This window comes from Sutterella parvirubra YIT 11816 (assembly GCF_000250875.1).
In the GTDB taxonomy this organism is placed as follows: domain Bacteria; phylum Pseudomonadota; class Gammaproteobacteria; order Burkholderiales; family Burkholderiaceae_F; genus Sutterella; species Sutterella parvirubra.
In genome coordinates, this window is record NZ_JH604847.1 from 1 (window position 1) to 26,354 (window position 26,354).

Sequence of the window (26,354 nt, forward strand, 5' to 3'; positions counted from 1 at the left end):
CGGCGCCGGCGTCGTCGCCTCGATCATCGAATAAAAAGGGGGTAACCCCACGCCGGTGAAAAATCCGGCGTTTCGACTTGATCGCTCGAGGGAGCGGAGTTTATACTCCGCTCCCTCTGTTCTTTTAAACAGTTCTTTTTACAGGAAACTCAAATGCAGTCTCAGCGCATCCGCATCCGCCTCAAGGCGTATGACTACAAGTTGATCGACCAGTCGGCCCTCGAGATCGTCGACACCGCCAAGCGCACCGGCGCCGTGGTTCGTGGTCCCGTTCCCCTGCCGACCCGCATCCAGCGCTTCGACATCCTCCGTTCGCCGCACGTCAACAAGACGTCGCGCGACCAGCTCGAAATCCGCACCCACCAGCGTCTCATGGACATCGTCGATCCGACCGACAAGACGGTCGACGCCCTGATGAAGCTCGATCTTCCCGCCGGTGTGGACGTCAAGATCAAGGTCCAGTAATCGACCTCAAGCTAAGCCGTTCAAATTTCCGCGCTTTTCAGTTGCGCGGGTGGTTTTGAGCGGCTAAAATCGCGCCTTTCTGTCCGGACTTGCGTTCGCAGGTCGAACCGAAGTCTCGGATTTTTTTGGAAAACGGTCCCGGCCAATCGCAGCCGGGGTGGAGAAAACAATGAGTGATAAGCTCGGCCTCGTCGGTCGCAAGATCGGCATGACGCGTATTTTCACGGAAGACGGCGTGTCCGTTCCCGTGACCGTGCTCGACGTGTCGAACAACCGTGTCACGATGGTGAAGACGGAAGAAACCGACGGCTACAATGCAATCCAAGTCGCGTTCGGCTCCATGAAGCCCTCGCGCGTGAGCAAGCCCCTTGCCGGCCACTTTGCCAAGGCCGGCGTCGAAGCGGGTTCGACGCTCAAAGAGTTCCATATCGATGCCGCTCAGGCCGCCGAGTTCAAGCCCGGCCAGGCCCTCTCGGCCGACATGTTCACGGAAGGCCAGAAGGTCGACGTGACCGGCACGACCATCGGTAAGGGTTTCGCCGGCGCCATCAAGCGCCACCACTTCTCGTCCAACCGCGCTTCGCACGGCAACTCCGTGACGACCCGTGCTCCCGGTTCCATCGGTAACCGTCAGGACCCGGGCCGCGTGTTCCCCGGCAAGCGCATGGCCGGCCATTTGGGCGACGTGCAGCGCACGACTCAGAACCTCGTGATCGCGCGTGTCGACGTTGAACGTCAGCTTCTGCTCGTTCGCGGTGCGGTCCCCGGCGCCAAGGGCGGCGAAGTCATCGTCCGTCCGGCGGTGAAGGCTTAATCGGAGCGAAACAATGGAACTCAATGTCCTGAACGAACAGGGTCAGACGGTCGCTGCCGCTGACGCCGTGTTCGGTCGTGAATACAACGAATCCCTGGTGCACCAGCTCGTGGTCGCCTACCAGGCCAACGCCCGTCTGGGCACGCGCGCTCAGCTCACCCGAGCCGACGTGCACCACTCGACGAAGAAGCCCTGGCGTCAGAAGGGTACGGGCCGCGCCCGTTCCGGCATGACCTCCTCGCCCGTGTGGCGTGGCGGCGGCCGTGCGTTCCCGAACTCGCCGCTTGAAAACTTCAGCCAGAAGCTCAACAAGAAGATGTACCGCGCCGCCATGGCGACCATCTACTCGAAGCTCGTCGCCGATGCCCGCCTCTCGGTCATCGAAACGATCAAGGCTGAACTCCCGAAGACCAAGGCTTTCGCGCAGCAGCTCAAGAGCCTCGGCCTCGAAGGCAAGCTCCTCATCGTCGTCGCTGAGGAAGAGCTCAATGAGAACCTCATCCTTGCTTCGCGCAACCTGAAGGAAGTGCTCGTGGTTCCGCCCCGCTACGCGGATCCGCTCTGCCTCATTTACTTCGACAAGGTTGTCGTGACCAAGGCTGCTGTCGCCCAGATTGAGGAGATGCTGGCATGAACCAGGAACGTCTTTACAAGGTGCTCGTCGGCCCCGTGATCTCTGAAAAGAGCACGATGCTTGCCGAAAAGCACAACCAGGTCTCGTTCGTCGTGGCTCCGACCGCGACCAAGACCGAAGTCAAGGCCGCCGTCGAACTGCTCTTCAAGGTGCAGGTCAGCGCGGTCCAGATCCTGAACCTGAAGGGCAAGCAGAAGCGCTTCGGCCGCTTCATGGGCAAGCGCAACGACGTCCGCAAGGCGATCGTCACGCTCCCGCAGGGTACTGAAATCAACTTCGCGCAAGAGGTGAAGTAATGGCTCTCGTCAAACTCAAGCCGACGTCCGCCGGTCGCCGTCACGCGGTGAAGGTCGTCAACAAGGAGCTCCACAAGGGCAAGCCCTGGGCCGCGTTGACGGAAAAGAAGAACCGTGGGTCCGGCCGCAACAACAACGGCCACATCACCTGCCGTCACAAGGGTGGCGGTTCGAAGCGCGCCTACCGCATCATCGACTTCAAGCGCAACAAGGACGGCATCCCCGCCCGCGTCGAGCGCATTGAGTACGATCCGAACCGTTCCGCGAACATCGCTCTCGTGCTCTACGCCGACGGCGAACGTCGCTACATCATCGCCCCGAAGGGCCTGACCGTCGGTCAGGAGATCATGAACGGCCAGGAAGCCCCGATCAAGGTCGGCAACACGCTCCCGCTGCGCAACATCCCCGTCGGTACGACCATTCACTGCATCGAGCTCCTCCCGAACAAGGGCGCTCAGATGGTCCGTGCTGCCGGTGCCTTCGCCCAGCTCGTCGCCCGTGAAGGCGAATACGCTCAGGTGCGTCTGCGCTCCGGCGAAGTCCGTCGCGTCCTCATCGAGTGCCGCGCGACGATCGGTACGGTCGGCAACGAAGAAAACTCCCTGCGTGAACTCGGCAAGGCCGGTGCCAAGCGTTGGCGCGGCATCCGCCCGACGGTTCGTGGCGTCGCCATGAACCCGGTCGATCACCCGCACGGTGGTGGTGAAGGCAAGACCGGTACCGGTCGCGCCCCCGTCACGCCTTGGGGCCAGCTCACCAAGGGTTATCGTACCCGCAACAGCAAGCGCACCGACTCGATGATCGTCTCGCGCCGTAACCGCAAGTAAGGGGGCCTAGGAATGTCTCGTTCTTTGAAGAAAGGCCCGTTTGTTGACGGGCACCTGATGAAGAAGGTTGAAGCCGCCCAGGCGAGCCGCGACAAGCGTCCGCTCAAGACCTGGTCGCGCCGTTCGACGATTCTTCCCGAATTCATCGGTCTGACCATCGCCGTTCACAACGGCCGTCAGCACGTGCCGGTGTACATCAATGAAAACATGGTCGGCCACAAGCTCGGCGAATTTGCGAACACTCGCACGTTCAAGGGCCACGCGGCCGGTGACAAGAAGGTGGGTAAGTAAATGGAAACTACTGCTATCGTCCGTGGTGTCCGCCTCTCGGCTCAGAAGGGCCGTTTGGTTGCTGACCTCGTTCGCGGCAAGCCCGTGGACAAGGCTCTCGCCATCCTCACCTTCACGCAGAAGCGTGCTGCGGTCATCATCAAGAAGGCGCTCGAGAGCGCCATCGCCAACGCCGAACACAACGACGGTGCCGACATCGACACCCTCGTCGTGACGAAGATTCACGTGGAGAAGGCTGCCACGCTGCGTCGTTTCGCCGCCCGCGCCAAGGGCCGCGGCACCCGCATCAACAAGCAGACGAGCCACATCTATATTTCTGTTGGCGAAGCGAAAGCCAAGTAAAGGTGTACCATGGGTCAGAAAATTAATCCCACCGGCTTCCGTCTTCCCGTGACGCGCAACTGGACGTCGCGCTGGTACGCGGTTGGCCGTGAATTCTCCCGCACGCTCGGTGAAGACCTCGCCGTGCGCAGCTTCCTTCTGAAGAAGCTCCGCAACGCCAGCGTCAGCCGCATCCTCATCGAACGTCCGGCGAACAACGCCCGCATCACGATCTTCTCGGCCCGTCCGGGCATCGTGATCGGCAAGCAGGGTGCCGACATCGAAGCGCTCAAGGCTGAAGTTCAGAAGATGATGGGCGTGCCCGTTCACGTCAACATCGAAGAAGTCCGCCGCCCCGAGCTCGACGCTCAGCTGATCGCCGACGGCATCACGCAGCAGCTCGAAAAGCGCGTCATGTTCCGCCGCGCCATGAAGCGCGCGATGCAGAACGCCATGCGTCTGGGCGCCCTCGGCGTCAAGATCATGTCGTCCGGCCGTTTGAACGGCGCCGACATCGCCCGCTCCGAGTGGTACCGCGAAGGCCGCGTGCCTCTGCACACCCTCCGTGCGAACATCGACTACGGCTTCTCCGAAGCGCACACGACGTACGGCGTCGTCGGCGTGAAGGTGTGGGTCTACAAGGGTGACAACTTCGGCCAGGCCGAAGCTGAAGAAGCTCAGGCTCCCCGTGAAGACCGTCGCGGCCGTCGCAACGACCGCAACGGCCGCCGCAACAACGGCCGTCGCAACGACATGAAGCAGGGTGCCTCGCGCAAGCCTGCCGCTAAGGACGGAGAATAACGATGCTGCAGCCTAATCGTCGCAAATACCGCAAGGACCAGAAGGGCCGCAACTACGGCCTCGCCACCCGAGGCGCCAACGTCTCGTTCGGCGAATTCGGTCTGAAGTCGCTCGAACGCGGCCGCATCACGGCCCGTCAGATCGAAGCTGCCCGACGCGCCATCACCCGCCACATCAAGCGTGGCGGCCGTGTGTGGATCCGCGTGTTCCCGGACAAGCCCATCTCCGAGAAGCCTGCCGAAGTCCGTATGGGTAACGGTAAGGGCAATCCGGAATACTGGGTCGCGCTGGTCCAGCCGGGCCGCGTGCTCTACGAGATGGACGGGGTCGACGAACAGCTCGCCCGCGAAGCCTTCGCGCTCGCCGCGGCCAAGCTGCCCGTGAAGACCACGTTCGTTGTCCGCCAGATCGGCATGTAAGGAGACGGACATGAACGCTAAGGAACTGCGCGCCAAGGATGAGGCCGCGCTCAAGCAGGAACTCAAGGACCTTCTCGAAACGGAATTCAAGCTCCGCATCCAGAAGTCCACGCAACAGCTGCAGAACACGGCCGCGATCCGCACGACCCGTCGTGACATCGCCCGCGTCCGCACGATCCTCACCGAGAAGGCGAACACGAAATGACTGAACAGACCAACGAAACGCTGACCCGCACCCTCCAGGGTACGGTCACGAGCAGCAAGATGCAGAAGACTGTCACGGTCCTCGTGGAACGCAAGGTCAAGCATCCGCTGTACGGCAAGTACGTCGTCAAGAGCAAGAAGTATCACGCTCATGACGAACTCGGCTGCAACGAAGGCGACAAGGTCGAAATCGCTGAATGCGCCCCGATCTCCAAGACGAAGTCCTGGACGGTCACCAAGGTGATCAGCAAGGCCGAAATCATCTAAGTGAAGCCTTGGGGCCGAACGCTAAAAAAGTTTGGCCCATCCGCTTGCACGACACCGATCACTCGGTTATAGTGGCTAGCCGTCGCCCGGAATGCCTGGTGGTGTTCCGGGCGATGCATTTCTAGGGTTGTGTTTGAGCCCGTTTCCCTCGGCCGCCCGGCCGGGTTTCGGATCGGTCTCGTAAGCGACCTTCCTCCCGAAACGGGACCAATACTATCCGCTAATGTGGAATAAGTTGGGATTTTTCAACAATGATTCAGATGCAAAGCCGACTGGACGTCGCCGATAACACCGGCGCGCGTTCGGTTATGTGTATCAAGGTGTTGGGCGGCTCCAAGCGCCGTTACGCCAACATCGGCGACGTCATCAAGGTGACGGTCAAGGAAGCGGCCCCGCGCGGTCGCGTGAAGAAGGGCGAAGTCTACAACGCGGTCGTCGTTCGCACGGCGCACGGCGTTCGCCGCCCCGACGGCTCGTCCATCAACTTCGATGGCAATGCCGCCGTTCTTCTCAACAACAAGCTGGAGCCCATCGGCACCCGTATCTTCGGGCCGGTTACGCGTGAACTGCGTACCGAGCAGTTCATGAAGATCGTGTCGCTTGCTCCCGAAGTGATCTAACTAAGGAGAAGCGATGCAGCGTATCCGTAAGGGTGACGAAGTCATCGTCATCGCTGGCCGCGACAAGGGCACGAAGGGCACCGTCCTCTCCCGCGTCGATGAACGCCACGTGATCGTCGAAGGCGTGAATATCGTCAAGAAGAATGTTCGTCCGAACCCCACCCTCGGCGTGACCGGCGGGATCATCGAAAAGTCGATGCCCATCGATCAGTCCAACCTGATGCTGGTCAACCCGGAAACGGGCAAGGGCGACCGCGTCGGCTTCAAGGAAGTCGACGGCAAGAAGGTCCGCGTGTTCAAGTCCAACGGTGCCGTCGTCGGCGCCAAGGCCTAAGTGAGGGCGACGATGTCTCGTTTTAATACTCTTTATCACGACACCATTGTCCCCGAACTGATGAAGAAGTTCGGCTACAAGACCGTCATGCAGGTCCCCCGCATCACCAAGATCACGCTCAACATGGGCGTTGGTGAAGCCGTCAACGACAAGAAGCTCGTCGACAACGCGCTCGCGGACATGACCAAGATCGCCGGTCAGAAGCCCGTCATCACGCGCACCCGCAAGGCCATCGCGAACTTCAAGATTCGCGAAAACATGCCGATCGGCTGCATGGTCACGCTCCGTGGCGAACGCATGTATGACTTCCTCGACCGCCTCGTCACCATCGCGTTCCCGCGCGTGCGTGACTTCCGTGGTGTCTCCGGCCGTGCTTTCGACGGTCGCGGCAACTACAACATCGGTCTGAAGGAACAGATCATCTTCCCGGAAATCGAGTACGACAAGATCGACGCGCTCCGCGGGATGAACATTTCGATTACCACGACGGCGAAGACGGACGAAGAAGCCAAGGCGCTTCTCGCCGGTTTCAACTTCCCGTTCCGCAACTGAGGCTGACGCAAATGGCAAAACTTGCTCTTATCAACCGCGAAGCCAAGCGTGCCGCTACGGTCGCGAAGTTCGCGGCCAAGCGCGCCGCCCTCAAGGCTATTATTAACGACGCTACCTGCTCGATGGAAGAACGTCTGGAAGCCCGCGCCAAGCTGCAGGCTCTCCCGCGCGACGCCTCCCCGGTCCGCCAGCGCAACCGCTGCGCGATCACCGGCCGTCCCCGCGGCACGTTCCGTAAGTTCGGTCTCTGCCGCGGCATGATTCGTGATGCCGCCATGCGCGGTGACATTCCCGGCCTTGTGAAGGCCAGCTGGTAAGCGAGGAGATTACGACAATGAGTATGAGTGATCCGATCGCCGACATGCTGACCCGCATCCGCAACGGTCAGATGGTCGAAAAGGCTGAAGTTGTGATGCCGTCCTCCAAGCTGAAGGTCGCCATCGCCAAGGTCCTCAAGGAAGAAGGCTACATCGAAGACTTCGCGGTTTCCGCCGAAAGCGGCAAGCCCGAACTTCGCGTCGCCCTCAAGTACTACGCCGGCCGCGCCGTCATCGAGCGCCTCGAACGCGTTTCGCGTCCCGGCCTGCGCATCTACAAGAACCATGCCTCGATCCCCCAGGTGATGAACGGTCTCGGCATCGCGATCGTTTCCACCCCGAAGGGTGTGATGACCGACCGCGCCGCGCGCGCTGCCGGCATCGGCGGCGAAGTTCTCTGCTACGTCGCCTAATCCAAGGAGTGTGAAATGAGTCGAATTGCCAAGATTCCCGTTTCCATCGCCAAGGGCGTGACCTACACCCTCACGGCTGAAAACATCACCGTGAAGGGCCCGGTCGGCGAGGTTTCCATGCACATCCTCCCGAAGGTCGCCATCAAGGAGGCCGAGGGTGCGCTTCACTTCGAACAGCTCGAAGAAAGCCGTGAAGCCAACGCGAACGTCGGCACGATGCGTGCCCTCGTCGCCGACATGGTGAAGGGCTGCTCCGTCGGTTTCGAAAAGAAGCTTCAGCTCGTCGGCGTGGGCTATCGTGCCCAGGCTCAGGGCGACAAGCTCAACCTGACGCTCGGTTTCTCCCACCCCGTCGTGCACCAGATGCCCGCCGGCGTGAAGGTCGAAACCCCGAGCCAGACCGAAATCGTGATCAAGGGCGCCGACAAGCAGAAGGTCGGTCAGACCGCCGCTGAAGTGCGCGCGTACCGTGCTCCCGAACCCTACAAGGGCAAGGGTGTCCGTTACGTCGACGAAGTCGTCGTGATCAAGGAAACCAAGAAGAAGTAAGCGGAGCGTTAGTGATGATCAACAAGAAACAAAGCCGCTTGCGCCGCGCGCGTGCCACGCGCGCCCGCATTCTGTTGCAGAAGGTCGATCGCCTGACGGTCCACCGCACCAATCTGCACATCTACGCCAGCATCATCTCGGCGGACAACAGCCGCACCATCGTTTCGGCCTCGACGGTCGAACCCGAAGTGCGCGCTCAGCTCGCGTCCGTGTCCGGCCGCGGCGGCAACGTTGCCGCCGCCAAGCTGGTCGGTGCTCGTCTTGCCGAGAAGGCCAAGGCTGCCGGTATCGAAACCTGCGCCTTCGACCGTTCCGGCTACCGTTACCACGGCCGTGTCGCCGCGCTCGCTGAAGCTGCGCGCGAAGCCGGCCTCAAGTTCTAAGGCAGGGGCTTATGGCTAAGGTTCAAGCTAAAAACGCGATCGACGAACAGGACGACGGCCTGCGCGAAAAGATGATCGCGGTCAACCGCGTCACCAAGGTCGTCAAGGGCGGCCGCATTCTCGCCTTCGCCGCGCTGACGGTCGTCGGCGACGGTGACGGTTCCGTCGGCATGGGTACGGGCAAGTCCCGCGAAGTGCCGCAGTCCGTCTCGAAGGCGATGGAACGTGCTCGTCACACGATGAAGCGCGTCCCGCTCAAGAACGGCACGCTGCATCACGCCGTGGAAGGCCGTCACGGTGCCTCCCGCGTCATCATGATGCCCGCGCCCGAAGGCACCGGCGTCATCGCCGGCGGCCCGATGCGCGCGGTGTGCGATGCCGTCGGCATCCGCAACGTCGTCGCCAAGGCCTACGGCTCGACGAATCCGTACAACCTCGTCCGCGCCACGCTCAACGCGCTCGACAACCTGCGCAGCCCGGCTGAAATCGCCGCCAAGCGCGGCAAGTCGGTCGAAGAGCTGCTCGCCTAATCAGGAGACCTGACCATGTCCGAAAAGAAGACCGTTAAGGTTACGCTGGTTAAGAGCCCCATCGGCACGAAGGCTGACCATCGCGCCACGCTGCTCGGTCTGGGCTTGAAGAAGCTCAACCAGACGCGCGAGCTCGAAGACACGCCGGCCGTGCGCGGCATGATCAACAAGGTTGCGTACCTCGTGCGCGCCGAATGATCGGAAGGAACAACGAAATGCGTTTGAACACGATCAAGCCCGCTGAGGGCTCGAAGCACGCCCGTCACCGCGTCGGCCGCGGTGTCGGCAGCGGCTGGGGTAAGACCGCCGGTCGCGGCCACAAGGGCCAGAAGTCGCGTGCTGGCGGCTTCCACAAGGTTGGTTTCGAAGGCGGCCAGATGCCGATGTATCGCCGCCTGCCGAAGCGCGGTTTCACGTCGCTCACCCGCAAGTTCTGCGAAGTGGTGCGTCTCTCGGATCTCCAGCGCCTTGGTGCCGATGAGATCGATCTCGGCGTGCTCGTCGCCGCCGGCGTCGTCTCCATCCACGCCCAGAGCGCCCGCGTGATTCTCTCCGGTGAAATCACCCGCAAGGTCACCCTTCGCGGCATCGCCGTCACCAAGGGCGCCCGCCAGGCCATCGAGGCCGCCGGTGGCGTCATTGCTGACTAAGACCCATCACCAGAGAGGACACCGACGTGGCGACCAGCCCCAGCAATAAGCAACAGTCGGGCCTCAACAAGTACGGCGACCTCAAGGGTCGCCTGCTCTTCCTGGCGCTCGCACTCGTTGTGTACCGTATCGGCGCTCATGTGCCGGTTCCGGGCATCGATCCCGACATGCTCAATCAGCTGTTCAATCAGCAGCAGGGCGGCATTCTCGGGCTGTTCAACATGTTCTCCGGTGGCGCGCTTTCGCGGTTCTCGGTCTTCGCGCTCGGCATCATGCCGTACATCTCTGCATCGATCATCATGCAGATGCTGTCCTACGTGCTGCCGTCGCTCGAAGCTTTGCGCAAGGAAGGCGAGTCCGGACGCCGGAAGATCACGCAGTACACCCGCTACGGGACGCTGCTGCTCGGGGTCTTCCAGGGGTTCGGCATCGCCGTCGCGCTCGAAACGCAGCCCGGTCTCGTGCTCGATCCCGGCTTCATGTTCCGGATCACCACGACGATCTCGCTGCTGACGGGCACGATGTTCCTCATGTGGCTCGGTGAGCAGATCACCGAGCGCGGTCTCGGCAACGGGATCTCGATCATCATCTTCGCCGGCATCGTGGCGGGGCTCCCCAACGGGGCGGGCGGTCTCTTCCAGCTCGTCCAGACGGGTGCCATCAGCCCGCTCTCGGCGATCTTCGTGATCGCGATCGTCCTCGCCGTCACCGCCTTCGTGGTGTTCGTGGAACGCGGCCAGCGCCGCATCACCGTGAACTACGCGAAGCGCCAGATCGGCAACAAGATCTACGGCGGGCAGAGTTCCTACCTGCCTCTGAAGATGAACATGTCGGGCGTCATTCCCCCGATCTTCGCTTCGTCGCTGATCTTGTTCCCGGCGACCCTGGCCGGCTGGTTCACCAGCGGGGACTCCACCCGCTGGCTGCGCGACCTCGCCGCCTCGCTCTCGCCGGGTCAGCCGCTCTACACGCTGCTCTACGCCGCGCTCATCGTCTTCTTCGCCTACTTCTACACGGCGTTGGTCTTCAACCCGAAGGAAACGGCGGAGAACCTGAAGAAGGGCGGGGCGTTCATCCCGGGCATCCGTCCGGGCGAGCAGACCGCGCGCTACATCGACCGCGTGCTCCTTCGCTTGACGTTGGGCGGCGCTGTCTATCTGGTGTTCGTCTGCTTGGTGCCTGAGTTCCTGAACCTTCGCTTCAACGTGCCGTTCTACTTCGGGGGCACTTCGCTCCTGATCGCGGTGGTTGTGACGATGGACTTCATGAGCCAGGTCCAGGCCTACATGATGACCCACCAGTACGAAAGCCTCCTTCGCAAGTCGAGCTTCCGTGGTCTGACCCAGAAGTAAGGGTCACCGGCCCAGAAAAAAACGAGACGCCCGGTCCGAGAGGACCGGGCGTTTTGTCCATAAAAATCCCGCCCATATCAGTTGCAAGCGCGGCGAAAAGACTTTATGATTCGTCGTTTCCTGCCATGTGGGCATTGTTTATCGTGCTCAGAAGAGCACGTGGAGATGAGAATGAAGGTTAACGCTTCTGTCAAGAAGATGTGCCGCAAGTGCAAGATCATCAAGCGCAAGGGTGTTGTGCGCGTGATCTGCGCCGACCCGCGTCACAAGCAGCGTCAAGGCTAATGAGGTAACACAGAATGGCTCGTATCGCCGGTATTAACATTCCGCCGCAGCAGCACGCCGAGATCGGTCTCACCGCCATTTATGGCATCGGCCGTTCCCGCGCTCGCGCGATCCTCGATCAGTGCGGCATCGAATATTCCAAGAAGATCAAGGATCTCACGGACGCCGAACTCGAAAAGATTCGTGAAGGCGTGAACCAGTTCACGGTCGAAGGCGACCTCCGCCGTGAAATCCAGCTCTCGATCAAGCGCTTGATCGACCTGGGCACGTATCGTGGCATGCGTCACCGCCGCGGCCTTCCCTGCCGTGGTCAGCGCACCCGCACCAACGCCCGCACCCGCAAGGGCCCCCGTAAGGCCGGTGTGGCGCTCAAGAAGTAAAGAAGGATTACTATGGCTGGCAACAACAAGCAGGCCGCTCAGCGTGGCCGCAAGAAGGTGAAGAAGGTCGTCACGGAAGGCATCGCCCACGTGCACGCTTCCTTCAACAACACGATCATCACGATCACCGACCGCCAGGGCAACGCGATCGCCGCGTCCTCGTCCGGCGCGCAGGGTTTCAAGGGCTCGCGCAAGTCCACGCCGTTCGCCGCGCAGGTCGCTGCGGACGTCGCCGGCAAGGCCGCCCTCGAATACGGCCTGAAGAACGTCGAAGTCCGCATCTGGGGCCCCGGTCCCGGCCGCGAATCTTCCGTCCGCGCCCTGAACGCCCTCGGCATCCGCGTGACCTCGATCCAGGACGTGACGCCCGTTCCGCACAACGGTGTTCGTCCCTCGAAGCGTCGCCGCGTCTAAGGCACATCCACACAACAGAATTTTTATCCCGTGTCCGTATGCATTCACTGAGGCACGCGGACTGAATGCGGAGCGATCCGCAGGATAAGAGAGGCATTTTTAAATGGCACGATATCTCGGTCCTAAGCTCAAGCTTTCGCGTCGCGAAGGCATTGATCTTAATTTGAAGAGCGCCCGTCGTTCGTTTGAGTCCAAGGTCAAGGACGTCGGTTCCAAGCCGGGCCAGCACGGTAAGATTTCCGGAGCCCGCATGTCCGACTACGGCAACCAGATGCGCGAAGCGCAGAAGGTCAAGCGCATGTACGGCGTGCTCGAACGTCAGTTCCGTCGTTACTTCGCCGAAGCCGCCCGTCTGCGCGGCAACACCGGCGAAAAGCTCTTCCAGCTCCTTGAGAGCCGTCTCGACAACGTCGTCTACCGCATGGGCTTCGGCTCGACGCGCGCGGAATCCCGCCAGCTCGTCAGCCACGGCGCCATCCTCGTCAACGGCAAGAAGGTGAACATTCCTTCCTACGCCGTCAAGGCCGGGGACGTCATCTCCGTGCGCGAAAAGGCCCAGAAGCAGGTCCGCATCGCCGAGTCGCTCGAACTCGCGCAGCAGAACGGCTTCCCGGCCTGGGTTGAAGTTGAAGCGAAGAAGTTTGAAGGCACGTTCAAGAACGTTCCGGCCCGCGACGAAGTCGCTCCGGAAATCAACGAAGCCCTCATCATCGAACGCTACTCGCGCTAATTGCCCCAGGGCGGCGTGAACGCCGCCCGAAGGCGATGCACACAGACAGGAAAACGAATTGCGGCCGCAGACCCTGCGGCCGCAATTTTTCGATCCCTCTGCACCGCAAAGTCTTCTTTTTGCTGAAAGAACGCTTTGCCGTGCACTACAATGGCGGATGCTTCGGCGTCCGCAGCCTGGGTGCCGATTCACCATTCTCCGCAACGTCAGCCTTATCGGTGTAACGAGCCGAGGGTATTGATAGGAAAACAAATGGCCAATACCGCTTTGATGAAGCCCACGCAGGTCGAGGTCAACCTCGATCCCGCCAACCCCAACCGTGCCGTCGTCACGCTCGAACCGTTTGAGCGCGGCTACGGCCACACCCTCGGGAATGCGCTCCGCCGCATTCTTCTGAGCTCCATGGTCGGCTACGCCCCCACGGAAGCCCAGATCACCGGGATCGTTCATGAGTACTCCCAGATCGACGGCGTCCTCGAAGACGTGGTCGACATCCTCCTGAACCTCAAGGGCGTGGTCTTCAAGCTCGAAGGCCGCGACGAAGTGACCCTCATCCTCCGCAAGGAAGGCGTGGGCACGGTCACCGCCGCCGACTTCGACCTCCCGCACGACGTCACCATCCTCAACCCCGGCCACACGATCGCCCACCTCTCGGGCGGCCGCCTCGAAATGCAGGTCAAGGTTGAAAAGGGCCGCGGCTACCAGCCGGGCGACGTCCGCGCGTTCCGCGACGACTACTCGAAGACGATCGGCCGCCTCATCATGGATGCGTCCTTCTCGCCGATCCTTCGCGTCGCCTACGCCGTCTCCGCCGCGCGCGTCGCGCAGCGCACCGACCTCGACAAGCTCGAGATCACGATCGAAACGAACGGCGCCGTCGGTCCCGAAGAAGCGATCCGCGAATCGGTCCGCATCCTCCAGGACCAGCTCTCCGTCTTCGGTGCGATCCACACGGAACCCGTCGCCGTCAAGCCCGAGGAAGTCGCGCCCCCGCCGCTCGATCCGATCCTCACCCGTCCGGTCGACGACCTCGAACTCACGGTCCGTTCCGCGAACTGCCTGAAGGCCGAATCGATCTACTACATCGGCGACCTGATCCAGCGCACGGAAAACGAGCTCCTCAAGACGCCGAACCTCGGCCGCAAGTCTCTGAACGAAATCAAGGAAACGCTCGCGGCGCACGGCCTCACCCTCGGGAGCAAGCTCGAAAACTGGCCGCCCGCCGAAATCCAGGGCCTCGCCGCCGCCGGCCCCGGCGGTCTCCGTCAGGACCTCATGGGCTCGCTCACCTCGTGTCTTCCCGTCGGCCTCACGGCCGGGCTGAAGAAGCTCTGATAGGGTGACGAAGAAAAACCCCGTTCGGGGTTGAAAGCGAAGGGCGCGGTCTGTTAAGATCGCGCCTTTCTCATGGGCGTCACCCGACCGCCCGCGCCGAGCGTTCGGTGTGGGATAGAAGACAACGGGGCGTCCGTCGGAAAGGGCTTTTCCGCCCGACATTTTTCAAGACTAACGAACAAGGAATTCACCATGCGTCACCGTCACGGTCTCCGCAAGCTCAACCGCACGAGCGCCCACCGCCTCGCCATGCTCCGCAACATGATGTGCTCGCTCATCAAGCACGAAGCCATCAAGACCACGCTCCCGAAGGCCAAGGAACTCCGCCGCGTCGTCGAACCGATGATCACGCTCGCGAAGGAACCCACCGTCGCCAACAAGCGCCTCGCCTTCAACCGTCTGCGTGACCGCGAAGTCGTCGTCAAGCTCTTCGACGAAATCGGCCCGCGCTTTGCGAACCGTCAGGGCGGCTACACCCGCATCCTGAAGATGGGCTTCCGCGTCGGCGACAACGCCCCGATGGCCTACATGGAACTCACGGAACGCGCCGCCGAACAGGCCGAAACCGTTGAAGCCAAGGAAGAATAATCCTCTCAAGGATTGACTTCTCCGAAGAGCCCGCCCTCAACCGGCGGGCTTTTTGTTGGCCGGAGATTCCGCAGCCGCCCCGCCGCGTCTGCCGAACCTCAGGGCGTCGTCGTATGATTGACGCTCGTCTTTCCCGCAACCCCCATACCGGAGGCACCCTCATGGATTCGATCCGCATCGACAAGTGGCTTTGGGCCGCGCGCTTCTTCAAGACGCGCTCGGTCGCGCAGGAAGCCGTGGGCCTGGGGCGCGTCCTTCTGGGCGGCGCACGCGTCAAGGCCTCGCGCGACGTGAAGGTGGGGGACAAGTTGGAGATCCGTCGCGGCGACGAGGTGTTCACGGTCTACGTGGAAGGCTTGTCGTCCACCCGCGGGCCCGCCCCCGTCGCGCAGAAGCTCTACCGGGAAACCGACGAGAGCCGCGCCGCGCGTGAGGCGCAGGCCGCGCGCCGGAAGATGGCGCCGGAACCCGCGATGACGATCCGCGGGGGCCGACCCACGAAGGCCGAGGGGCGCGCGCTCAGGCGCGCCACGTCGTGGGACGACGAGGGGTTCGAGGGGGATTTCGACTGGGAGGACTGATGCCGCTCCCAAGGCCCTCAGGAAGCGCTCAGGAGGCCCCGGGAGGCTCATGGAGGCTCCCGGAGAGCACCCCAAGCAAAAGCGCCTTCATCCCGCTGTGGGGACGAAGGCGCTTTCCTTATGCGTGACCGGTGGGTCGCCGGGGCTTAGTAGTTGTAGCCCTCACGGATCCAACGGGCGACGTCCAAAGCGCAGTACGTGAGGATGCCGTCCGCGCCCGCGCGCTTGAAGGCGACCATCGTTTCGTACGTGATCTTCTTTTCGTCGATCGCGCCGGCGGCCGCGGCGAACTTGATCATCGCGTATTCGCCCGAGACGTGGTAGGCGAAGGTCGGGGCCTTGAATTCCTGCTTGACGCGCCAGAGGACGTCGAGGTACGGCACGCCCGGCTTCACCATCACCATGTCGGCGCCTTCGGCGAGGTCCAAGCCCACTTCCCAGAGGGCTTCGTTGGTGTTCGCGGGGTCCTGCTGGTAAACCGCCTTGTTGGAGCGCCCGAGGTTCCCCGCCGAACCCACCGCGTCGCGGAAGGGACCGTAGTAGGAGGACGCGTACTTGGCGGAGTAGGCCATGATGCGCGTGTGGATGAAGCCTTCCTTTTCAAGGCGGTCGCGGATGATGCCGATGCGCCCGTCCATCATGTCGGAGGGGGCGACGACGTCGGCGCCGGCGCGCACCTGCGCCATCACCTGTTCCACGAGGACTTCGATCGTTTCGTCGTTGAGGATGTAGCCCGTCTCGTCGATGAGCCCGTCCTGACCGTGCGTCGTGTAGGGGTCGAGCGCGACGTCGCACATGACGCCCAGCTGCGGGTAGGCGGCCTTCAAGGCCTTCACGGCGCGGGGAATCAGACCGTCGGGGTTCGCGGCTTCGCGGCCGTCCGGGGTCTTCAGGTCGTCTTCGATATGGGGGAAGAGCGCCAGCATCGGGATCCCGAGCTCGACGCATTCGCCCGCGACCTTGAGGAGTTCGTCGATCGTGAGGCGGTCCACGCCCGGCATCGTCGGGATCGGGTCGCGGCGGGCCGTGCCCTCCATCACGAAGACCGGAAGGATCAGGTCGTTGGGCGTGACGACGTTTTCGCGCATCAGGCGGCGGGAGAAGTCGTCGTGGCGCATGCGGCGCATGCGCACGCTGGGATAGGCACCGAGAGTCTGCATGGTTAGTTCTCTTGTTGAGGGCCCTGAGGGTCCGTGGTGGTCTGTTGTTCGGGTTCGCGCAGCCCCATCCAGGATTCGAGCACGGCCATCAGTTCGGTCGTGCCTTCCTTTTTGAGGCCGGAGAAAAGCTGCACCGTCACATGGGGCCCGATCGAGGCGGCGCGCGCCTTCGCGGCGCGCAGCGTCTCGCGCTTCTGCATCGTTTTGAGCTGGTCGGCCTTGTTCAAAAGCCAGTGCATGCGCACTTCGGGGCGCGCCCGCATGAATTCGATCAGCCACTCGTCGGTCGGCATGAAGGGACGGCGCGCGTCCATGACGATGACGAGGCCGGCGAGGTTCTCGCGTTCGGCGATGTAGCCGCCGACGAGCGTCGACCAGGTGCCGCGCGTCTCCTCGCTCGCCTTCGCGAAGCCGTAGCCCGGGAGGTCGACCAGCATCCCCACGGTTTCGCGCTCGCGCGTCGCCTCATCCTTGCGGCGCGTGAGCCGGAAGAAGTTGATGAGCTGGGTGCGCCCCGGGGTCTTGCTCGCGAAGGCCAGGCGGGTCTTTCGCGTCAGAACGTTGATCGTCGTGCTCTTGCCGGCGTTGGAGCGCCCGGCAAAGGCGATTTCCGGAATGCCTTCGCCGCGGGGGAGCCCCGAGAGCTTGGCGGCGGAAATCACGAATTCGGCGGTGTCGAAGATGCTCAAGATGCTTGTGCTCGCATGTGCGTTCGGGGACTGAGCCTAACAGGCGTAGCTTAGCGCTGCGTTACAGGCGTCCGGGAACGGATGTGGAAGGGGCGCCCTTTTCGGAGCGCCCCGTGCTTCGTAGGTATGGGCGGCATTCTAAAACACGCGCCCCTGCGGGGTCCCCGCGGGACCCCGACTGTCGTGCCCGGCCTTTCTTCAGACGCGGCACTCGAAGAGGAACATCTCTTCGATTCCCGTCGCAGGGGTCTTCGCGTAGGAGCCGTAGGTGCGGACCGTGCCGAAGCCGACCTCATGCAACAGGGCCTCCATCTCGCCCGGGGCGTAGAGCCGGATCTGGAAGTCCATGGGTTCCCTCTTCAGGATCTCACCCTCCCGGCGGAGCTCGTAGATCGAGGGCGAATACTGGATGCGGGTGTCGCCCTCCCAACGGTTTTTCGACTTCAGCACGAGGTCGAACCCCTCCGGGGTCTTCACTTCGACCGAGGTGCGCCAGTCGGCGTCGTCCGGGAGGCTCGTCGCCACGGTGTCGACCTCGAAGACGAAGACGCCTTCGGGCGCGAGGGCCGCCTTCGTCTTCTCAAGAATCCGGCGGCACGCCTCCGGGTCCGTGAAGAGCGACATCGAGCCCGAGGTGATGAAGACGTAGTCGTACGTGCGCTTCGGGGTCCAGGTGAGGAGGTCGGCGCATTCGACCTCGGCCTCGGGCGCCTTGACGCGAAGCTTCACGAGCATCTCCGCGGAGGAATCCATCCCGGCCGCGTTGAAGCCGCGCTCAAGAAACGGTACGAGGAAGCGCCCGCTCCCGCAGAGGGGCTCCAACATCCGGTCCCCCTCCCGGGCGTAGGAGAGGTAGAAGGCGAGTTCGTCCTGCGGGGCGGTGGGGTGGAGGATCTCGTACATCTCGGTGCAGAGATCGGCGTAGTAGTTGGTGGGGGTCGTCAAAGCGGCTCCTCAAGTGTGTGCGCGCCGCGGGGAGAACCGGTGGGAAATATGGAAAAAGGGAAGGGGCCGCGCCCCCGAGGGGCGCACGCCGCCTTCCCTTCCGTCAGGGGAGAGACTTTATCAAAGGCTCTTCCCGAAGACTTCGTTCAACTGCATGCCGACGCGGATGAAGGTCGTACGCATCGTGAGTTCCTTCAGACGGCGGGCGCCGACGTAGGTGCACGCGCTGCGCACGCCGCCCAAAATCCCCTGGACGGTGTCCTCGACCGGGCCGCGGGCCGGGATGAGGACGCTCTTCCCTTCCGCCGCGCGGTAGCGGGCGACGCCGCCCGCGTACTTGTTCATCGCGTCCGCGGAGCTCATGCCGTAGAAGCGCTTGAAGGTCTTGCCGTTTTCTTCGACGGTTTCGCCGCCCGCTTCGTCGTGGCCGGCCAACATGCCGCCCAGCATCACGAAGTCGGCGCCGCCGCCGAAGGCCTTGGCGATGTCGCCCGGGACCGTGCAGCCGCCGTCGGCGCAGATGCGCCCGCCCAGACCGTGCGCGGCGTCCGCGCATTCGATGATCGCGGAGAGCTGCGGGTAGCCCACGCCCGTCATCTTGCGGGTCGTGCAGACCGAGCCCGGGCCGATCCCGACCTTGACGATGTCGGCGCCGGCGAGAAGCAGCTCTTCGGTCATGTCGCCCGTGACGACGTTCCCGGCCATGATGACGAGTTCGGGATAGGCTTCACGCACCTTCTTCACGAAGGCGACGAAGGTTTCCGTGTAGCCGTTGGCGACGTCGATGCAGACGTACTGGACGGCGTTATTCGAGCGGCGCATCGTTTCCTGGAACTTTTCCCAGTCGGCGTTGCCGATGCCGAGCGAATAGAAGGCCGTGTGCTTGGCTTCGAGCTTCGTGAAGAAGTCGACGTAGTCTTCGACCGCGTAGTGCTTGTGGAGCGCCGTCGAGAGACCGTGCTTCGCCAACGCGCGGGCCATGTCGAACGTGCCCGTCGTGTCCATGTTGGCGGCGATGATGGGAATGCCGTTGTAGCGGACGGGCGAGTGCAGGAACTTGAATTCGCGCGTGATGTCCACCTCGCTGCGGCTCGTGAGCGTCGAGCGCTTCGGGCGGATGAGCACGTCCTTGAAGTCGAGGCGGATGGTGTTTTCGATGTGCATGTCAGTCCTTGTGTCGTTCGCCCGAGCCGTGCGGGCGCAAAAAACGCCGGCATCCCTCTCGGATGTCCGGCGTTGATTGATTCTACCTGAAGGGGCCCGCCCCGTGGGGAATCCGAGTCCCTTTCGGGCGCGCTTTTCAGTCGCGGCCCCCGGCGCGGCGCGCCGCCTCGAGCATGGCGGGCGTGACGGGCGGGTGCTTCACCATCCCCAAGGGGATCTCGGGCTCGGTGATGTCTTCCAGAACGGCGCTCCTGCGCAGCGGCGTCACGGTCGAGCCGTCGACCAGAACCTCCATCGGGAGCCTGCGCGAATTGAAGGTCGAGGCCATACTCGCGCCGTAGGCCCCGGCCGTGAGGATCGCGAGCACGTCCCCTTCTTCGGGGTCGAGCATCCGGCCTTCGCCCAGCTTGTCGCTCGACTCGCAGACCGGACCCACCACCGTGACGGGGAGCGACCCCGGACGCGGGGTCTTCGGGCCCGTCTGGACGATTTCGTGCCAGGCGCCGTAGAGCGCCGGGCGGATCAAATCCGTCATCGCCGCGTCGACGATGCAGAAGTCGAAGGTGCCCGGGCCCTTCTTCACGTATTCGACCGTGGTGAGCAGCACCCCGGCCTCCGCGATCATCGAGCGGCCGGGCTCGACGATGATTTCGGTGTCGGGGTCGGGCGCTTCGGCGCGCACGCGGCGCACGAAGAGCGACACGACCTCTTCGGGGGAGAGCTCCTTCTCGCCCTTCCGGTAGGGGACGCCCGCGCCCCCGCCGAAGTCGATGTGGCGGAGCGTCACGCCCGCCTCGTGCAATCGGCGGACGAACCCCAACACGACGTCGCACGTGCGCTCGAAGGGTTCGATCGAGAGGATCTGGCTCCCGATGTGACACGACAGTCCTTCGATCTCAAGGTTCGGGAAGTCCGTAGGGATGCGCCGGTAGAGCTCAAACGCCTCTTCCAAGGCGATCCCGAACTTGTTCGTGCGAAGCCCCGTCGTGATGTTGGCGTGCGTGTGCGCGTCGACGTCGGGAATGATGCGAAGCGACACCGGCGCCGTCTTCCCCATCTCGCCCGCGACGGCGTTCAATCTCGCCAACTCCGCGGGGCTCTCCGCATTGAAGCAGCGGATGCCGAGCGCGAGGGCGATGCGCATTTCCTGACGGGACTTCCCGACCCCGGAGAAGCAGATCCGCTTCGGGTCCCCGCCCGCGCGCACCGCGCGGATCACTTCGCCGATGCTCACGGCGTCGAAGCCCGAGCCCTGCGCGGCGAGAAGTTCGATGACGCCCGCGGTGGCGTTCGCCTTCAAGGCGTAGCAGACCAGGTGCGGGTGGTCGCCGAAGGCCGAATCCCACCGGCGGTACTGTCTTTCGATCTGCGCGCGGGAATAGGCGTAGCAGGGCGTGCCGTAGGTATGCGCGATCTGAGGAAGCGGCACGCGCTCCATCGTGAGCGTGCCTTCGCGGCGGATGAGCGTGGATGCGGGCATGGGAGAAATTCGTTTCTATAGAATCAACGCAACAGCATCGCCGCGGCCGACTGAGGGAGATAGAGGTCGCCCTTGAGGCCGCAGGCGGAAACCGAGAGAACCAGGGCGCACGCGGCGCCGATCATGAGGACTTTGCGGATCATGTCGATGGTCAATGAGGAAACGGCTTTTGTCGAACGGGCCGAAGCGGAGATGCGGCGTCTCGCGGACCGTTTGGAGACGGTCAACGACGACGTGGAGTGTCTTCGTTCCGGGAACGTGCTCAACGTGGAATTGGATGATGGCGGCAGCTGCGTCGTCAACATCCAGACGCCGATGCGCGAGATCTGGACGGCGACGAAGTTCGGCGGGTGCCACTTCAGCCGCGGCGAGGACGGCGTCTGGCGCGAACGCCGGACGGGCCGAACGATCGACGAGGTCGTGGACGAGCATCTCGAAAAGCTTCGCGGCTGAGACGATTTTAGCGAAAGGAATGGGGGCGGACCGATCGGTCCGCCCCCATGTCGTTTGAGCCGCCGGCGTCAGAAGATCTGATTTCTGACGAGGTCGTTTTCGTCCTTGCTCCCGAGAAGTTCCTCGGTGAGGCCCGGGCCCTTGACGGGATCCCGGTAGTAGAGAAGGCCCCCGCGCTCGACGACCGAGTCGGGGCGCACGCGCACGGTTTCGGGCTGATCCTTCACCGCGGTCTGCATGTAGTCGACCCAGATCGGAAGCACCAGGCCCCCGCCCGTCTCACGCGCGCCGAGGGGCTTCGGCGTGTCGTAGCCCATCCAGCCCACGGCAACCTGGTCCCCGGCCCAGCCGCAGAACCACGCGTCGAGCGAGTCGTTCGTCGTGCCGGTCTTGCCGCCCACGTCGTCGCGCTTCAGGAGGCGCGAGGCGCGCCGCGCGGTGCCGCGCGTCGCGACGCCGTGAAGGAGATCCTGCATGATGAAGGCGTTCCGCGCGTCGATCGCGCGGATCGATTCGTCGCCCGCGAGGCGGTTCGTGGCACGCATGAGCGTGCGGCCGTCCGTGTCGGTGACGCGTGAAATCAGGTAGGGCTGCACGCGGTAGCCGCCGTTCGCGAACACCGTGTAGGCCGCCAGCATCTGCCACGGCGTCACGTTCCCCGCGCCCAGCGCCATCGGGAGGTTCGCCGGGTGGTCCTTCGCCTCGAAGCCGAACTTCGTGATGAATTCCTGAGCGTAGCGCGGCGTGATCGCCTGCATGACGCGGATCGAGACGAGGTTCTTCGAGAGTTCGAGCGCGCGGTGAAGCGGCATCGGCCCGTCGAAGCGCCCGTCGTAGTTCTTCGGCTCCCAGAGCTTGTTGCCGGTCAGCTTCGGGTCGATCGAGATCGGCGCGTCGTTGATGACGGTGGCGGGCGCAAAGCCCTTGTCCAACGCCGCCGAATAGATGAAGGGCTTGAAGCTCGACCCCGGCTGGCGGTAGGCCTGCGTCACGTGGTTGAACATGTTGAGGTTGAAGTCGAAGCCGCCCACCAGCGCGCGCACGGCGCCCGTGTTGTAGTCGGCCGCGGCGAACGCCGCCTCCACCTGCGGCACCTGGGCGAGCGTCCACTCGTCCATCTTCTTGCCGCTTCGCATGACGCGGATGATCGACCCGGCGACGATGGGCTTCACGTTCTTCGCGGGCTTCGCGGCCAAGCTCTTCGCGCCGAACTTGAGGCTCGCGGCGTCGAGCGTCACGGTGTCGTTGGGCGAAATCGCCGCGACGACCTTCTTGGGGCTCGCCTCCAACACCACCGCCGGCACCATGAAGGGCGAGTCCGCGGTCTTGGCGAGCGCCTGCTTGATCGCCTTGGGGCGAGAGGCCGCGTCCGAGACGTCGACGAACCCTTCGGGCCCGCGGTAGCCGTACTTGCGGTCGTAGGCGATGAGGTGGCGGCGCACGGCGTCGACCGCCGCGCGCTGGTCGCGCGTGTCGATCGTCGTGTAGACGTTGATGCCGCGCGAGTAGGTCTCTTCCTTGAAGATGTCGTAGACCAACATGCGGGCGAGCTCCGCGGCGTAGTGCGCGCTCGTTTCGTCGCTCTTCTGGCCCGCGGCGATCCTGTCGGCTTCGCTCGCCTCGCGGCGCGTCTGCATCGGCGCGTTCTTCTCCATTGTGTAGGTGAGCTCGTCGATGTAGCCCAGGTCGAACATGCGGCGCAGAACGTAGTTCTTGCGCATGGTCGCCCGCGTCGGGTTGACGATGGGGTTGTAGGCGGAGGGCGCCACGGGAAGCCCCGCCAGGGTCGCCGCCTCGCCCACGCTGATCTCAGCCAGGGGGCGCCCGAAGTACGTGCGCGCCGCGCTCGCGAACCCGTAGGCGCGCTGACCGAGGTAGATCTGGTTCATGTAGATCTCAAGGATCTCGTCCTTCGTGAGCGAATTCTCGATCTTGAAGGACATCGCGACTTCGTAGAGCTTGCGGGTGTAGGTGCGCTCGGACGAGAGGAAGAAGTTCTTCGCGACCTGCTGCGTGATGGTCGAGCCCCCTTGGACGCGCCGCCCCATGACGAGGTTCATCACCGCGGCGCGCAGAATCCCGGTGATCTCGATCCCGGGGTGCTCGTAGAAGCCCGCGTCCTCAGCGGCCAGAATCGCGTGCTTCACGTGGTCCGGGATGTCCTTGAGGCGCACGAAGTCGCGGCGCTCCTCGCCGAACTCGCCGATCAGCTTCCCGTCCGCGCTCCAGACGCGCAGCGGCACCTTCGGACGGTAGTCCGTCAGCGTGTCCAAGGGCGGAAGCTGCTGGTAGATGAAGGCGAAGACGAAGACGGCGAGAAGCGTCCCCGCGGCGGCGCCTGCGGCCCCGATGCCGAGCGCCCAGCGCATGAAGGTGCCGAAAGCGCTTCGGCCGGCCTTCTTCGGGCGTCGGGTCTTGGCGGACGTGGTCGGTTTGGAGGGTTGTCGGGGCATCTTTCGGTGCGGGAGCGGTGAAAAGAAAGGCTCTGTTCGGACCAAGTGTTGATTTTCAGGAGTTGCTTCGTGAGGGATCGAATTCGCCTGGTACGCACGGATTTCGGCAATTTCGGTAGGTCGTCACCAACAATGCTGACAGCCATCCCGAAATCTGCGAGATGGTCCCGACCGGTGAACATCGGGAGAAATCAACACTTTGTCGAAACAGAGCCAAAAGAAAGGCCGGGCGCGCGCGAAGCGCCCCGGCCGGCGTCGTGAGCGCCATTATAAGTTGGGGGCCGCGGCGCGCCCCGACGGGCGCCGCAGCCGACTTGCAACAAGTCACAAAGAAACCCGGGGTCGGAAGGCCGCGCCGGTCGCTACCGGTTCGGGGGAAGCTGCGGGTTCTGAGCGCGGTTCCGGACACAACTTCGGGTCCGCCCGTAAAAGATCCTTTGCGGGCCTTTGATAGAATCGGTGGACAACGAACCCCCGCGGGAGGACGACTCCCTCGGGGATCCTTTTTCGTGGCGTACGGGCGGTCCGACCGCCGCCCCCTTCACGCACCCACAGGACCCGAGAGGCATGGACAGGCCCGCCATCCATCATTGGCACTTCACCGTGACGGCGTCGTCGATCGACGTGCTCGGTCACGTCAACAACCGCGAGTACCTCCGCTGGACGGAGACCGCGGCGACCGCGCACGCCGAGTCGCTCGGGTGGCCGCTGGACGCCATGAAGCGCGCGGGCGGCGTGTGGGGCGCGCACCGGCACTGGATCGAATATCTCCAGCCTGCGCACCAGGGCGACGAGATCGACCTCTACACCTGGGTGGAGACGATGGGGAGCGCCGCGAGCCTGCGCCGCTTCGCGGTGAAGTCGGGCGAACGCCTTCTCGCCGTCGCCGCGACCGAATGGGTCTATGTGGACGTCGAGCGGATGCGGCCCTGCCTCATCCCCGAGACGGTCGCCTCGTCCTTCCCGCTCGTGCCCGCGGACGACGAGCGTCTCGCGGCGCTCGGCATCGCCCGTGCGCCCCGCTGGAACCCGACGGGCCGCAACGCCGGAGGCCGATGAATGGAAGACTGGGTCAAGATCGAACACCTCACCTTCGGCTACGGCCGCCGCACGATTCTCGAAGACGTCTCGATGCGGTTCGGCCGCGGTCAGGTGGTCGCCATCATGGGCGGCTCGGGGATGGGAAAGACGACGCTTTTGAAGCTCATCGGCGGGCTCCTCGCGCCGCAGTCGGGCACCGTGACGATCGGGGGCGAGACGCTTGACCCGAAGGACGTCGCGAAGCTCTTCCGCATGCGCCGCCGCATGGGGATGCTCTTTCAGTTCGGCGCGCTCTTCACCGACCTCTCGGTCTTTGAGAACGTCGCCTTCCCGATGCGCGAGCAGACGGACCTGGACGAAGAGACGATCCGCGACTTGGTCATGATGAAGTTGAACGCCGTGGGTCTTCGCGGCGCCGCGCAGCTGATGCCCTCTGAAATCTCGGGCGGGATGGCGCGCCGCGTCGCCCTGGCGCGCACGATCGCGTTGGATCCTGCCCTCATCATGTACGACGAACCCTTCGCGGGCCTGGACCCGATTTCGATGGGCGTGACGGCGAACCTCATCCGGAACCTGAACGACGTTTTGGGCGCCACCTCCATCATCGTGACGCACGACGTGGCGGAAACCTTCGCGATCGCCGACTACGTCTACATGGTGAGCTCGGCGAAGATCGCCGCGGAAGGCACGCCCGAGGCGCTCCGCGCATCGGACGATCCCTTCGTGCGGCAGTTCATCGAGGGGCTCCCCGACGGTCCCGTGCGCTTTCACTATCCGGCCGCGGACGCCGCGGAGGACTTCCAGATCGGAGGCCGTCGATGAACGCGATCACGCTTCTCGGGACGCCCGTCGTCCGCTGGCTCACCGCGCTCGGGCGCTTCGGGCTCTTTTCCTGGACGGTGCTGACGCGCCTCACCGGCGCCAAGCTCCAGCACATCGTGCGCCAGGTGCACTTCATCGGGAACTACTCCCTTCTCATCATCGGGATTTCGGGGCTCTTCGTCGGCTTCGTGCTGGGCCTTCAGGGCTACTACGTGCTCGTGAGCTACGGGAGCGAAGAGGCGCTGGGGGTCCTCACCGCGCTCTCCCTCGTGCGTGAGCTCGGCCCCGTCGTGACGGCGCTCCTCTTTGCGGGCCGTGCGGGCACGGCGTTGACCGCCGAGATCGGCCTCATGCGCGCGGGCGAACAGCTCGCTGCGATGGAAATGATGGGGGTCGACCCCATGCGCTACGTCGTCGCGCCCCGCTTCATCGGCGCCTTCATCGCGATGCCGGTCCTCGCACTCATCTTCTCCGCGGTCGGCATCATCGGCGCCTGGATCGTGGGCGTGGGGCTGATCGGCACCGACGGCGGCGCCTTCTGGTCGCAGATGCAGGCCGCGGTCGACGTCTTCTCCGACATCGGCAACGGCGTCATCAAGAGTTTCGTCTTCGGCGTCGCCTGCGCATTGGTCGCCCTCTACCAGGGCTACAGCGCGCGGCCCACGCCCGACGGCGTCGCCCGCGCGACGACGCTCACCGTCGTGATTTCCTCCCTTTTGGTCCTTTGGCTCGACTTCATCATGACCGCGTGGATGTTCACCACGGTCTGACGAAAGGCGCAGAGGCATTCCGAAC

Annotated in this window: 40 protein-coding genes; 33 read left to right on the forward strand and 7 right to left on the reverse strand. The window is 63.7% G+C overall.

Going from position 1 to position 26,354, the window contains the following annotated elements; genetic code table 11:
• Positions 1-153 precede the first annotated feature (153 nt).
• From rpsJ to HMPREF9440_RS00520, 29 genes are all read left to right on the forward strand, one after another.
• On the forward strand, positions 154-465 hold the full coding sequence (gene rpsJ / locus HMPREF9440_RS00380; protein ID WP_005431601.1) for a 30S ribosomal protein S10: 312 nt from the start codon (positions 154-156) through the stop codon (positions 463-465).
• Between the two features lie 169 nt (positions 466-634).
• On the forward strand, positions 635-1,279 hold the full coding sequence (gene rplC, locus HMPREF9440_RS00385; protein WP_008540417.1) for a 50S ribosomal protein L3: 645 nt from the start codon (positions 635-637) through the stop codon (positions 1,277-1,279).
• A gap of 13 nt (positions 1,280-1,292) precedes the next feature.
• A complete protein-coding gene (rplD, locus tag HMPREF9440_RS00390; RefSeq protein WP_008540418.1) occupies positions 1,293-1,913 on the forward strand; it encodes a 50S ribosomal protein L4 in 621 nt (206 codons plus the stop codon).
• Positions 1,910-2,209 carry a 50S ribosomal protein L23 gene (rplW, locus tag HMPREF9440_RS00395; protein WP_008540419.1) on the forward strand — a complete coding sequence of 100 codons (300 nt, stop codon included), beginning with the start codon at positions 1,910-1,912 and terminating at the stop codon, positions 2,207-2,209. The genes rplD and rplW overlap by 4 nt, the downstream gene beginning before the upstream one ends.
• On the forward strand, positions 2,209-3,036 hold the full coding sequence (gene rplB / locus HMPREF9440_RS00400) for a 50S ribosomal protein L2 (protein ID WP_008540420.1): 828 nt from the start codon (positions 2,209-2,211) through the stop codon (positions 3,034-3,036). The genes rplW and rplB overlap by 1 nt, the downstream gene beginning before the upstream one ends.
• Positions 3,037-3,048: 12 nt before the next feature.
• Complete coding sequence (rpsS, locus tag HMPREF9440_RS00405; RefSeq protein WP_005434261.1) at positions 3,049-3,327, forward strand: 30S ribosomal protein S19; 279 nt, start codon at positions 3,049-3,051, stop codon at positions 3,325-3,327.
• Positions 3,328-3,669 carry a 50S ribosomal protein L22 gene (gene rplV, locus HMPREF9440_RS00410; protein ID WP_008540422.1) on the forward strand — a complete coding sequence of 114 codons (342 nt, stop codon included), beginning with the start codon at positions 3,328-3,330 and terminating at the stop codon, positions 3,667-3,669.
• 9 nt (positions 3,670-3,678) lie between these two features.
• Entirely contained in the window at positions 3,679-4,449 is a 771-nt protein-coding gene (gene rpsC, locus HMPREF9440_RS00415; RefSeq protein ID WP_008540423.1) for a 30S ribosomal protein S3, read from the forward strand.
• A gap of 2 nt (positions 4,450-4,451) precedes the next feature.
• Positions 4,452-4,868: a 50S ribosomal protein L16 gene (gene rplP, locus HMPREF9440_RS00420; protein WP_008540424.1), complete on the forward strand. Its 417-nt coding sequence runs from the start codon at positions 4,452-4,454 to the stop codon at positions 4,866-4,868.
• A 10-nt stretch (positions 4,869-4,878) separates the two neighbouring features.
• Positions 4,879-5,073 (forward strand): 50S ribosomal protein L29, encoded by a 195-nt coding sequence (gene rpmC / locus HMPREF9440_RS00425; protein WP_008540425.1) that lies wholly within the window; start codon positions 4,879-4,881, stop codon positions 5,071-5,073.
• Complete coding sequence (gene rpsQ, locus HMPREF9440_RS00430) at positions 5,070-5,339, forward strand: 30S ribosomal protein S17 (RefSeq protein WP_008540426.1); 270 nt, start codon at positions 5,070-5,072, stop codon at positions 5,337-5,339. The genes rpmC and rpsQ overlap by 4 nt, the downstream gene beginning before the upstream one ends.
• A gap of 251 nt (positions 5,340-5,590) precedes the next feature.
• Positions 5,591-5,959, forward strand: a complete 369-nt coding sequence (gene rplN, locus HMPREF9440_RS00435) for a 50S ribosomal protein L14 (protein WP_008540427.1) — start codon at positions 5,591-5,593, stop codon at positions 5,957-5,959.
• Between the two features lie 13 nt (positions 5,960-5,972).
• Positions 5,973-6,293: a 50S ribosomal protein L24 gene (gene rplX / locus HMPREF9440_RS00440; RefSeq protein WP_008540429.1), complete on the forward strand. Its 321-nt coding sequence runs from the start codon at positions 5,973-5,975 to the stop codon at positions 6,291-6,293.
• A 12-nt stretch (positions 6,294-6,305) separates the two neighbouring features.
• Complete coding sequence (gene rplE, locus HMPREF9440_RS00445) at positions 6,306-6,845, forward strand: 50S ribosomal protein L5 (RefSeq protein WP_040763131.1); 540 nt, start codon at positions 6,306-6,308, stop codon at positions 6,843-6,845.
• Between the two features lie 11 nt (positions 6,846-6,856).
• Positions 6,857-7,162 carry a 30S ribosomal protein S14 gene (rpsN, locus tag HMPREF9440_RS00450; protein ID WP_008540433.1) on the forward strand — a complete coding sequence of 102 codons (306 nt, stop codon included), beginning with the start codon at positions 6,857-6,859 and terminating at the stop codon, positions 7,160-7,162.
• Positions 7,163-7,179: 17 nt separating this feature from the next.
• Positions 7,180-7,575: a 30S ribosomal protein S8 gene (rpsH, locus tag HMPREF9440_RS00455; protein ID WP_008540435.1), complete on the forward strand. Its 396-nt coding sequence runs from the start codon at positions 7,180-7,182 to the stop codon at positions 7,573-7,575.
• 15 nt (positions 7,576-7,590) lie between these two features.
• Positions 7,591-8,124, forward strand: a complete 534-nt coding sequence (rplF, locus tag HMPREF9440_RS00460; protein WP_008540436.1) for a 50S ribosomal protein L6 — start codon at positions 7,591-7,593, stop codon at positions 8,122-8,124.
• Positions 8,125-8,141: 17 nt separating this feature from the next.
• The gene (rplR, locus tag HMPREF9440_RS00465) at positions 8,142-8,507 is read left to right on the forward strand and encodes a 50S ribosomal protein L18 (RefSeq protein ID WP_172634262.1); all 366 of its coding nucleotides are present in this window, start codon (positions 8,142-8,144) and stop codon (positions 8,505-8,507) included.
• Positions 8,508-8,518: 11 nt separating this feature from the next.
• Positions 8,519-9,037 carry a 30S ribosomal protein S5 gene (gene rpsE, locus HMPREF9440_RS00470; RefSeq protein WP_008540438.1) on the forward strand — a complete coding sequence of 173 codons (519 nt, stop codon included), beginning with the start codon at positions 8,519-8,521 and terminating at the stop codon, positions 9,035-9,037.
• Between the two features lie 15 nt (positions 9,038-9,052).
• Positions 9,053-9,235 (forward strand): 50S ribosomal protein L30, encoded by a 183-nt coding sequence (gene rpmD / locus HMPREF9440_RS00475; RefSeq protein ID WP_008540439.1) that lies wholly within the window; start codon positions 9,053-9,055, stop codon positions 9,233-9,235.
• Positions 9,236-9,252: 17 nt separating this feature from the next.
• Complete coding sequence (gene rplO / locus HMPREF9440_RS00480) at positions 9,253-9,687, forward strand: 50S ribosomal protein L15 (RefSeq protein ID WP_040763132.1); 435 nt, start codon at positions 9,253-9,255, stop codon at positions 9,685-9,687.
• A 26-nt stretch (positions 9,688-9,713) separates the two neighbouring features.
• A complete protein-coding gene (gene secY, locus HMPREF9440_RS00485; RefSeq protein ID WP_008540441.1) occupies positions 9,714-11,039 on the forward strand; it encodes a preprotein translocase subunit SecY in 1,326 nt (441 codons plus the stop codon).
• 171 nt (positions 11,040-11,210) lie between these two features.
• Positions 11,211-11,324 carry a 50S ribosomal protein L36 gene (gene rpmJ / locus HMPREF9440_RS00490; RefSeq protein ID WP_038006473.1) on the forward strand — a complete coding sequence of 38 codons (114 nt, stop codon included), beginning with the start codon at positions 11,211-11,213 and terminating at the stop codon, positions 11,322-11,324.
• A 14-nt stretch (positions 11,325-11,338) separates the two neighbouring features.
• Positions 11,339-11,704 carry a 30S ribosomal protein S13 gene (gene rpsM, locus HMPREF9440_RS00495; RefSeq protein ID WP_008540443.1) on the forward strand — a complete coding sequence of 122 codons (366 nt, stop codon included), beginning with the start codon at positions 11,339-11,341 and terminating at the stop codon, positions 11,702-11,704.
• A gap of 12 nt (positions 11,705-11,716) precedes the next feature.
• Positions 11,717-12,118: a 30S ribosomal protein S11 gene (gene rpsK / locus HMPREF9440_RS00500; RefSeq protein ID WP_008540446.1), complete on the forward strand. Its 402-nt coding sequence runs from the start codon at positions 11,717-11,719 to the stop codon at positions 12,116-12,118.
• A gap of 103 nt (positions 12,119-12,221) precedes the next feature.
• Positions 12,222-12,848, forward strand: coding sequence for a 30S ribosomal protein S4 (gene rpsD, locus HMPREF9440_RS00505; protein ID WP_008540448.1), 627 nt, complete (start codon positions 12,222-12,224; stop codon positions 12,846-12,848).
• 252 nt (positions 12,849-13,100) lie between these two features.
• Positions 13,101-14,183 (forward strand): DNA-directed RNA polymerase subunit alpha, encoded by a 1,083-nt coding sequence (locus HMPREF9440_RS00510; protein ID WP_008540450.1) that lies wholly within the window; start codon positions 13,101-13,103, stop codon positions 14,181-14,183.
• 192 nt (positions 14,184-14,375) lie between these two features.
• Entirely contained in the window at positions 14,376-14,771 is a 396-nt protein-coding gene (rplQ, locus tag HMPREF9440_RS00515) for a 50S ribosomal protein L17 (protein ID WP_008540452.1), read from the forward strand.
• Between the two features lie 161 nt (positions 14,772-14,932).
• Positions 14,933-15,352, forward strand: coding sequence for an RNA-binding S4 domain-containing protein (locus HMPREF9440_RS00520; protein WP_148516218.1), 420 nt, complete (start codon positions 14,933-14,935; stop codon positions 15,350-15,352).
• Positions 15,353-15,498: 146 nt separating this feature from the next.
• Here HMPREF9440_RS00520 and hemB read toward each other — a convergent pair whose 3' ends face one another.
• The 6 genes from hemB to lptM form a co-directional block, all read right to left on the reverse strand.
• Positions 15,499-16,512: a porphobilinogen synthase gene (gene hemB / locus HMPREF9440_RS00525; protein WP_008540454.1), complete on the reverse strand. Its 1,014-nt coding sequence runs from the start codon at positions 16,510-16,512 to the stop codon at positions 15,499-15,501.
• 2 nt (positions 16,513-16,514) lie between these two features.
• Positions 16,515-17,201, reverse strand: a complete 687-nt coding sequence (gene yihA, locus HMPREF9440_RS00530) for a ribosome biogenesis GTP-binding protein YihA/YsxC (RefSeq protein WP_008540455.1) — start codon at positions 17,199-17,201, stop codon at positions 16,515-16,517.
• A gap of 198 nt (positions 17,202-17,399) precedes the next feature.
• On the reverse strand, positions 17,400-18,146 hold the full coding sequence (locus tag HMPREF9440_RS00535; RefSeq protein WP_008540456.1) for a class I SAM-dependent methyltransferase: 747 nt from the start codon (positions 18,144-18,146) through the stop codon (positions 17,400-17,402).
• 120 nt (positions 18,147-18,266) lie between these two features.
• On the reverse strand, positions 18,267-19,310 hold the full coding sequence (locus tag HMPREF9440_RS00540; RefSeq protein ID WP_008540457.1) for a GMP reductase: 1,044 nt from the start codon (positions 19,308-19,310) through the stop codon (positions 18,267-18,269).
• A 136-nt stretch (positions 19,311-19,446) separates the two neighbouring features.
• The gene (gene lysA, locus HMPREF9440_RS00545) at positions 19,447-20,790 is read right to left on the reverse strand and encodes a diaminopimelate decarboxylase (RefSeq protein WP_008540458.1); all 1,344 of its coding nucleotides are present in this window, start codon (positions 20,788-20,790) and stop codon (positions 19,447-19,449) included.
• 23 nt (positions 20,791-20,813) lie between these two features.
• A complete protein-coding gene (gene lptM, locus HMPREF9440_RS11090) occupies positions 20,814-20,933 on the reverse strand; it encodes an LPS translocon maturation chaperone LptM (protein ID WP_008540460.1) in 120 nt (39 codons plus the stop codon).
• Between lptM and cyaY the strand changes: the two genes are divergently transcribed.
• On the forward strand, positions 20,932-21,243 hold the full coding sequence (cyaY, locus tag HMPREF9440_RS00550; RefSeq protein ID WP_008540459.1) for an iron donor protein CyaY: 312 nt from the start codon (positions 20,932-20,934) through the stop codon (positions 21,241-21,243). The genes lptM and cyaY overlap by 2 nt on opposite strands.
• 68 nt (positions 21,244-21,311) lie before the next feature.
• Here cyaY and HMPREF9440_RS00555 read toward each other — a convergent pair whose 3' ends face one another.
• Positions 21,312-23,696 carry a penicillin-binding protein 1A gene (locus HMPREF9440_RS00555; RefSeq protein ID WP_040763133.1) on the reverse strand — a complete coding sequence of 795 codons (2,385 nt, stop codon included), beginning with the start codon at positions 23,694-23,696 and terminating at the stop codon, positions 21,312-21,314.
• A gap of 567 nt (positions 23,697-24,263) precedes the next feature.
• Here HMPREF9440_RS00555 and HMPREF9440_RS00560 point away from each other — a divergent pair.
• From HMPREF9440_RS00560 to mlaE, 3 genes are read left to right on the forward strand one after another with little or no spacing between them, the layout of a single operon-like run.
• Positions 24,264-24,755, forward strand: coding sequence for an acyl-CoA thioesterase (locus tag HMPREF9440_RS00560; RefSeq protein ID WP_008540465.1), 492 nt, complete (start codon positions 24,264-24,266; stop codon positions 24,753-24,755).
• The gene (locus HMPREF9440_RS00565; RefSeq protein WP_008540467.1) at positions 24,756-25,559 is read left to right on the forward strand and encodes an ABC transporter ATP-binding protein; all 804 of its coding nucleotides are present in this window, start codon (positions 24,756-24,758) and stop codon (positions 25,557-25,559) included.
• A complete protein-coding gene (gene mlaE, locus HMPREF9440_RS00570; protein WP_008540468.1) occupies positions 25,556-26,329 on the forward strand; it encodes a lipid asymmetry maintenance ABC transporter permease subunit MlaE in 774 nt (257 codons plus the stop codon). The genes HMPREF9440_RS00565 and mlaE overlap by 4 nt, the downstream gene beginning before the upstream one ends.
• Positions 26,330-26,354 lie beyond the last annotated feature (25 nt).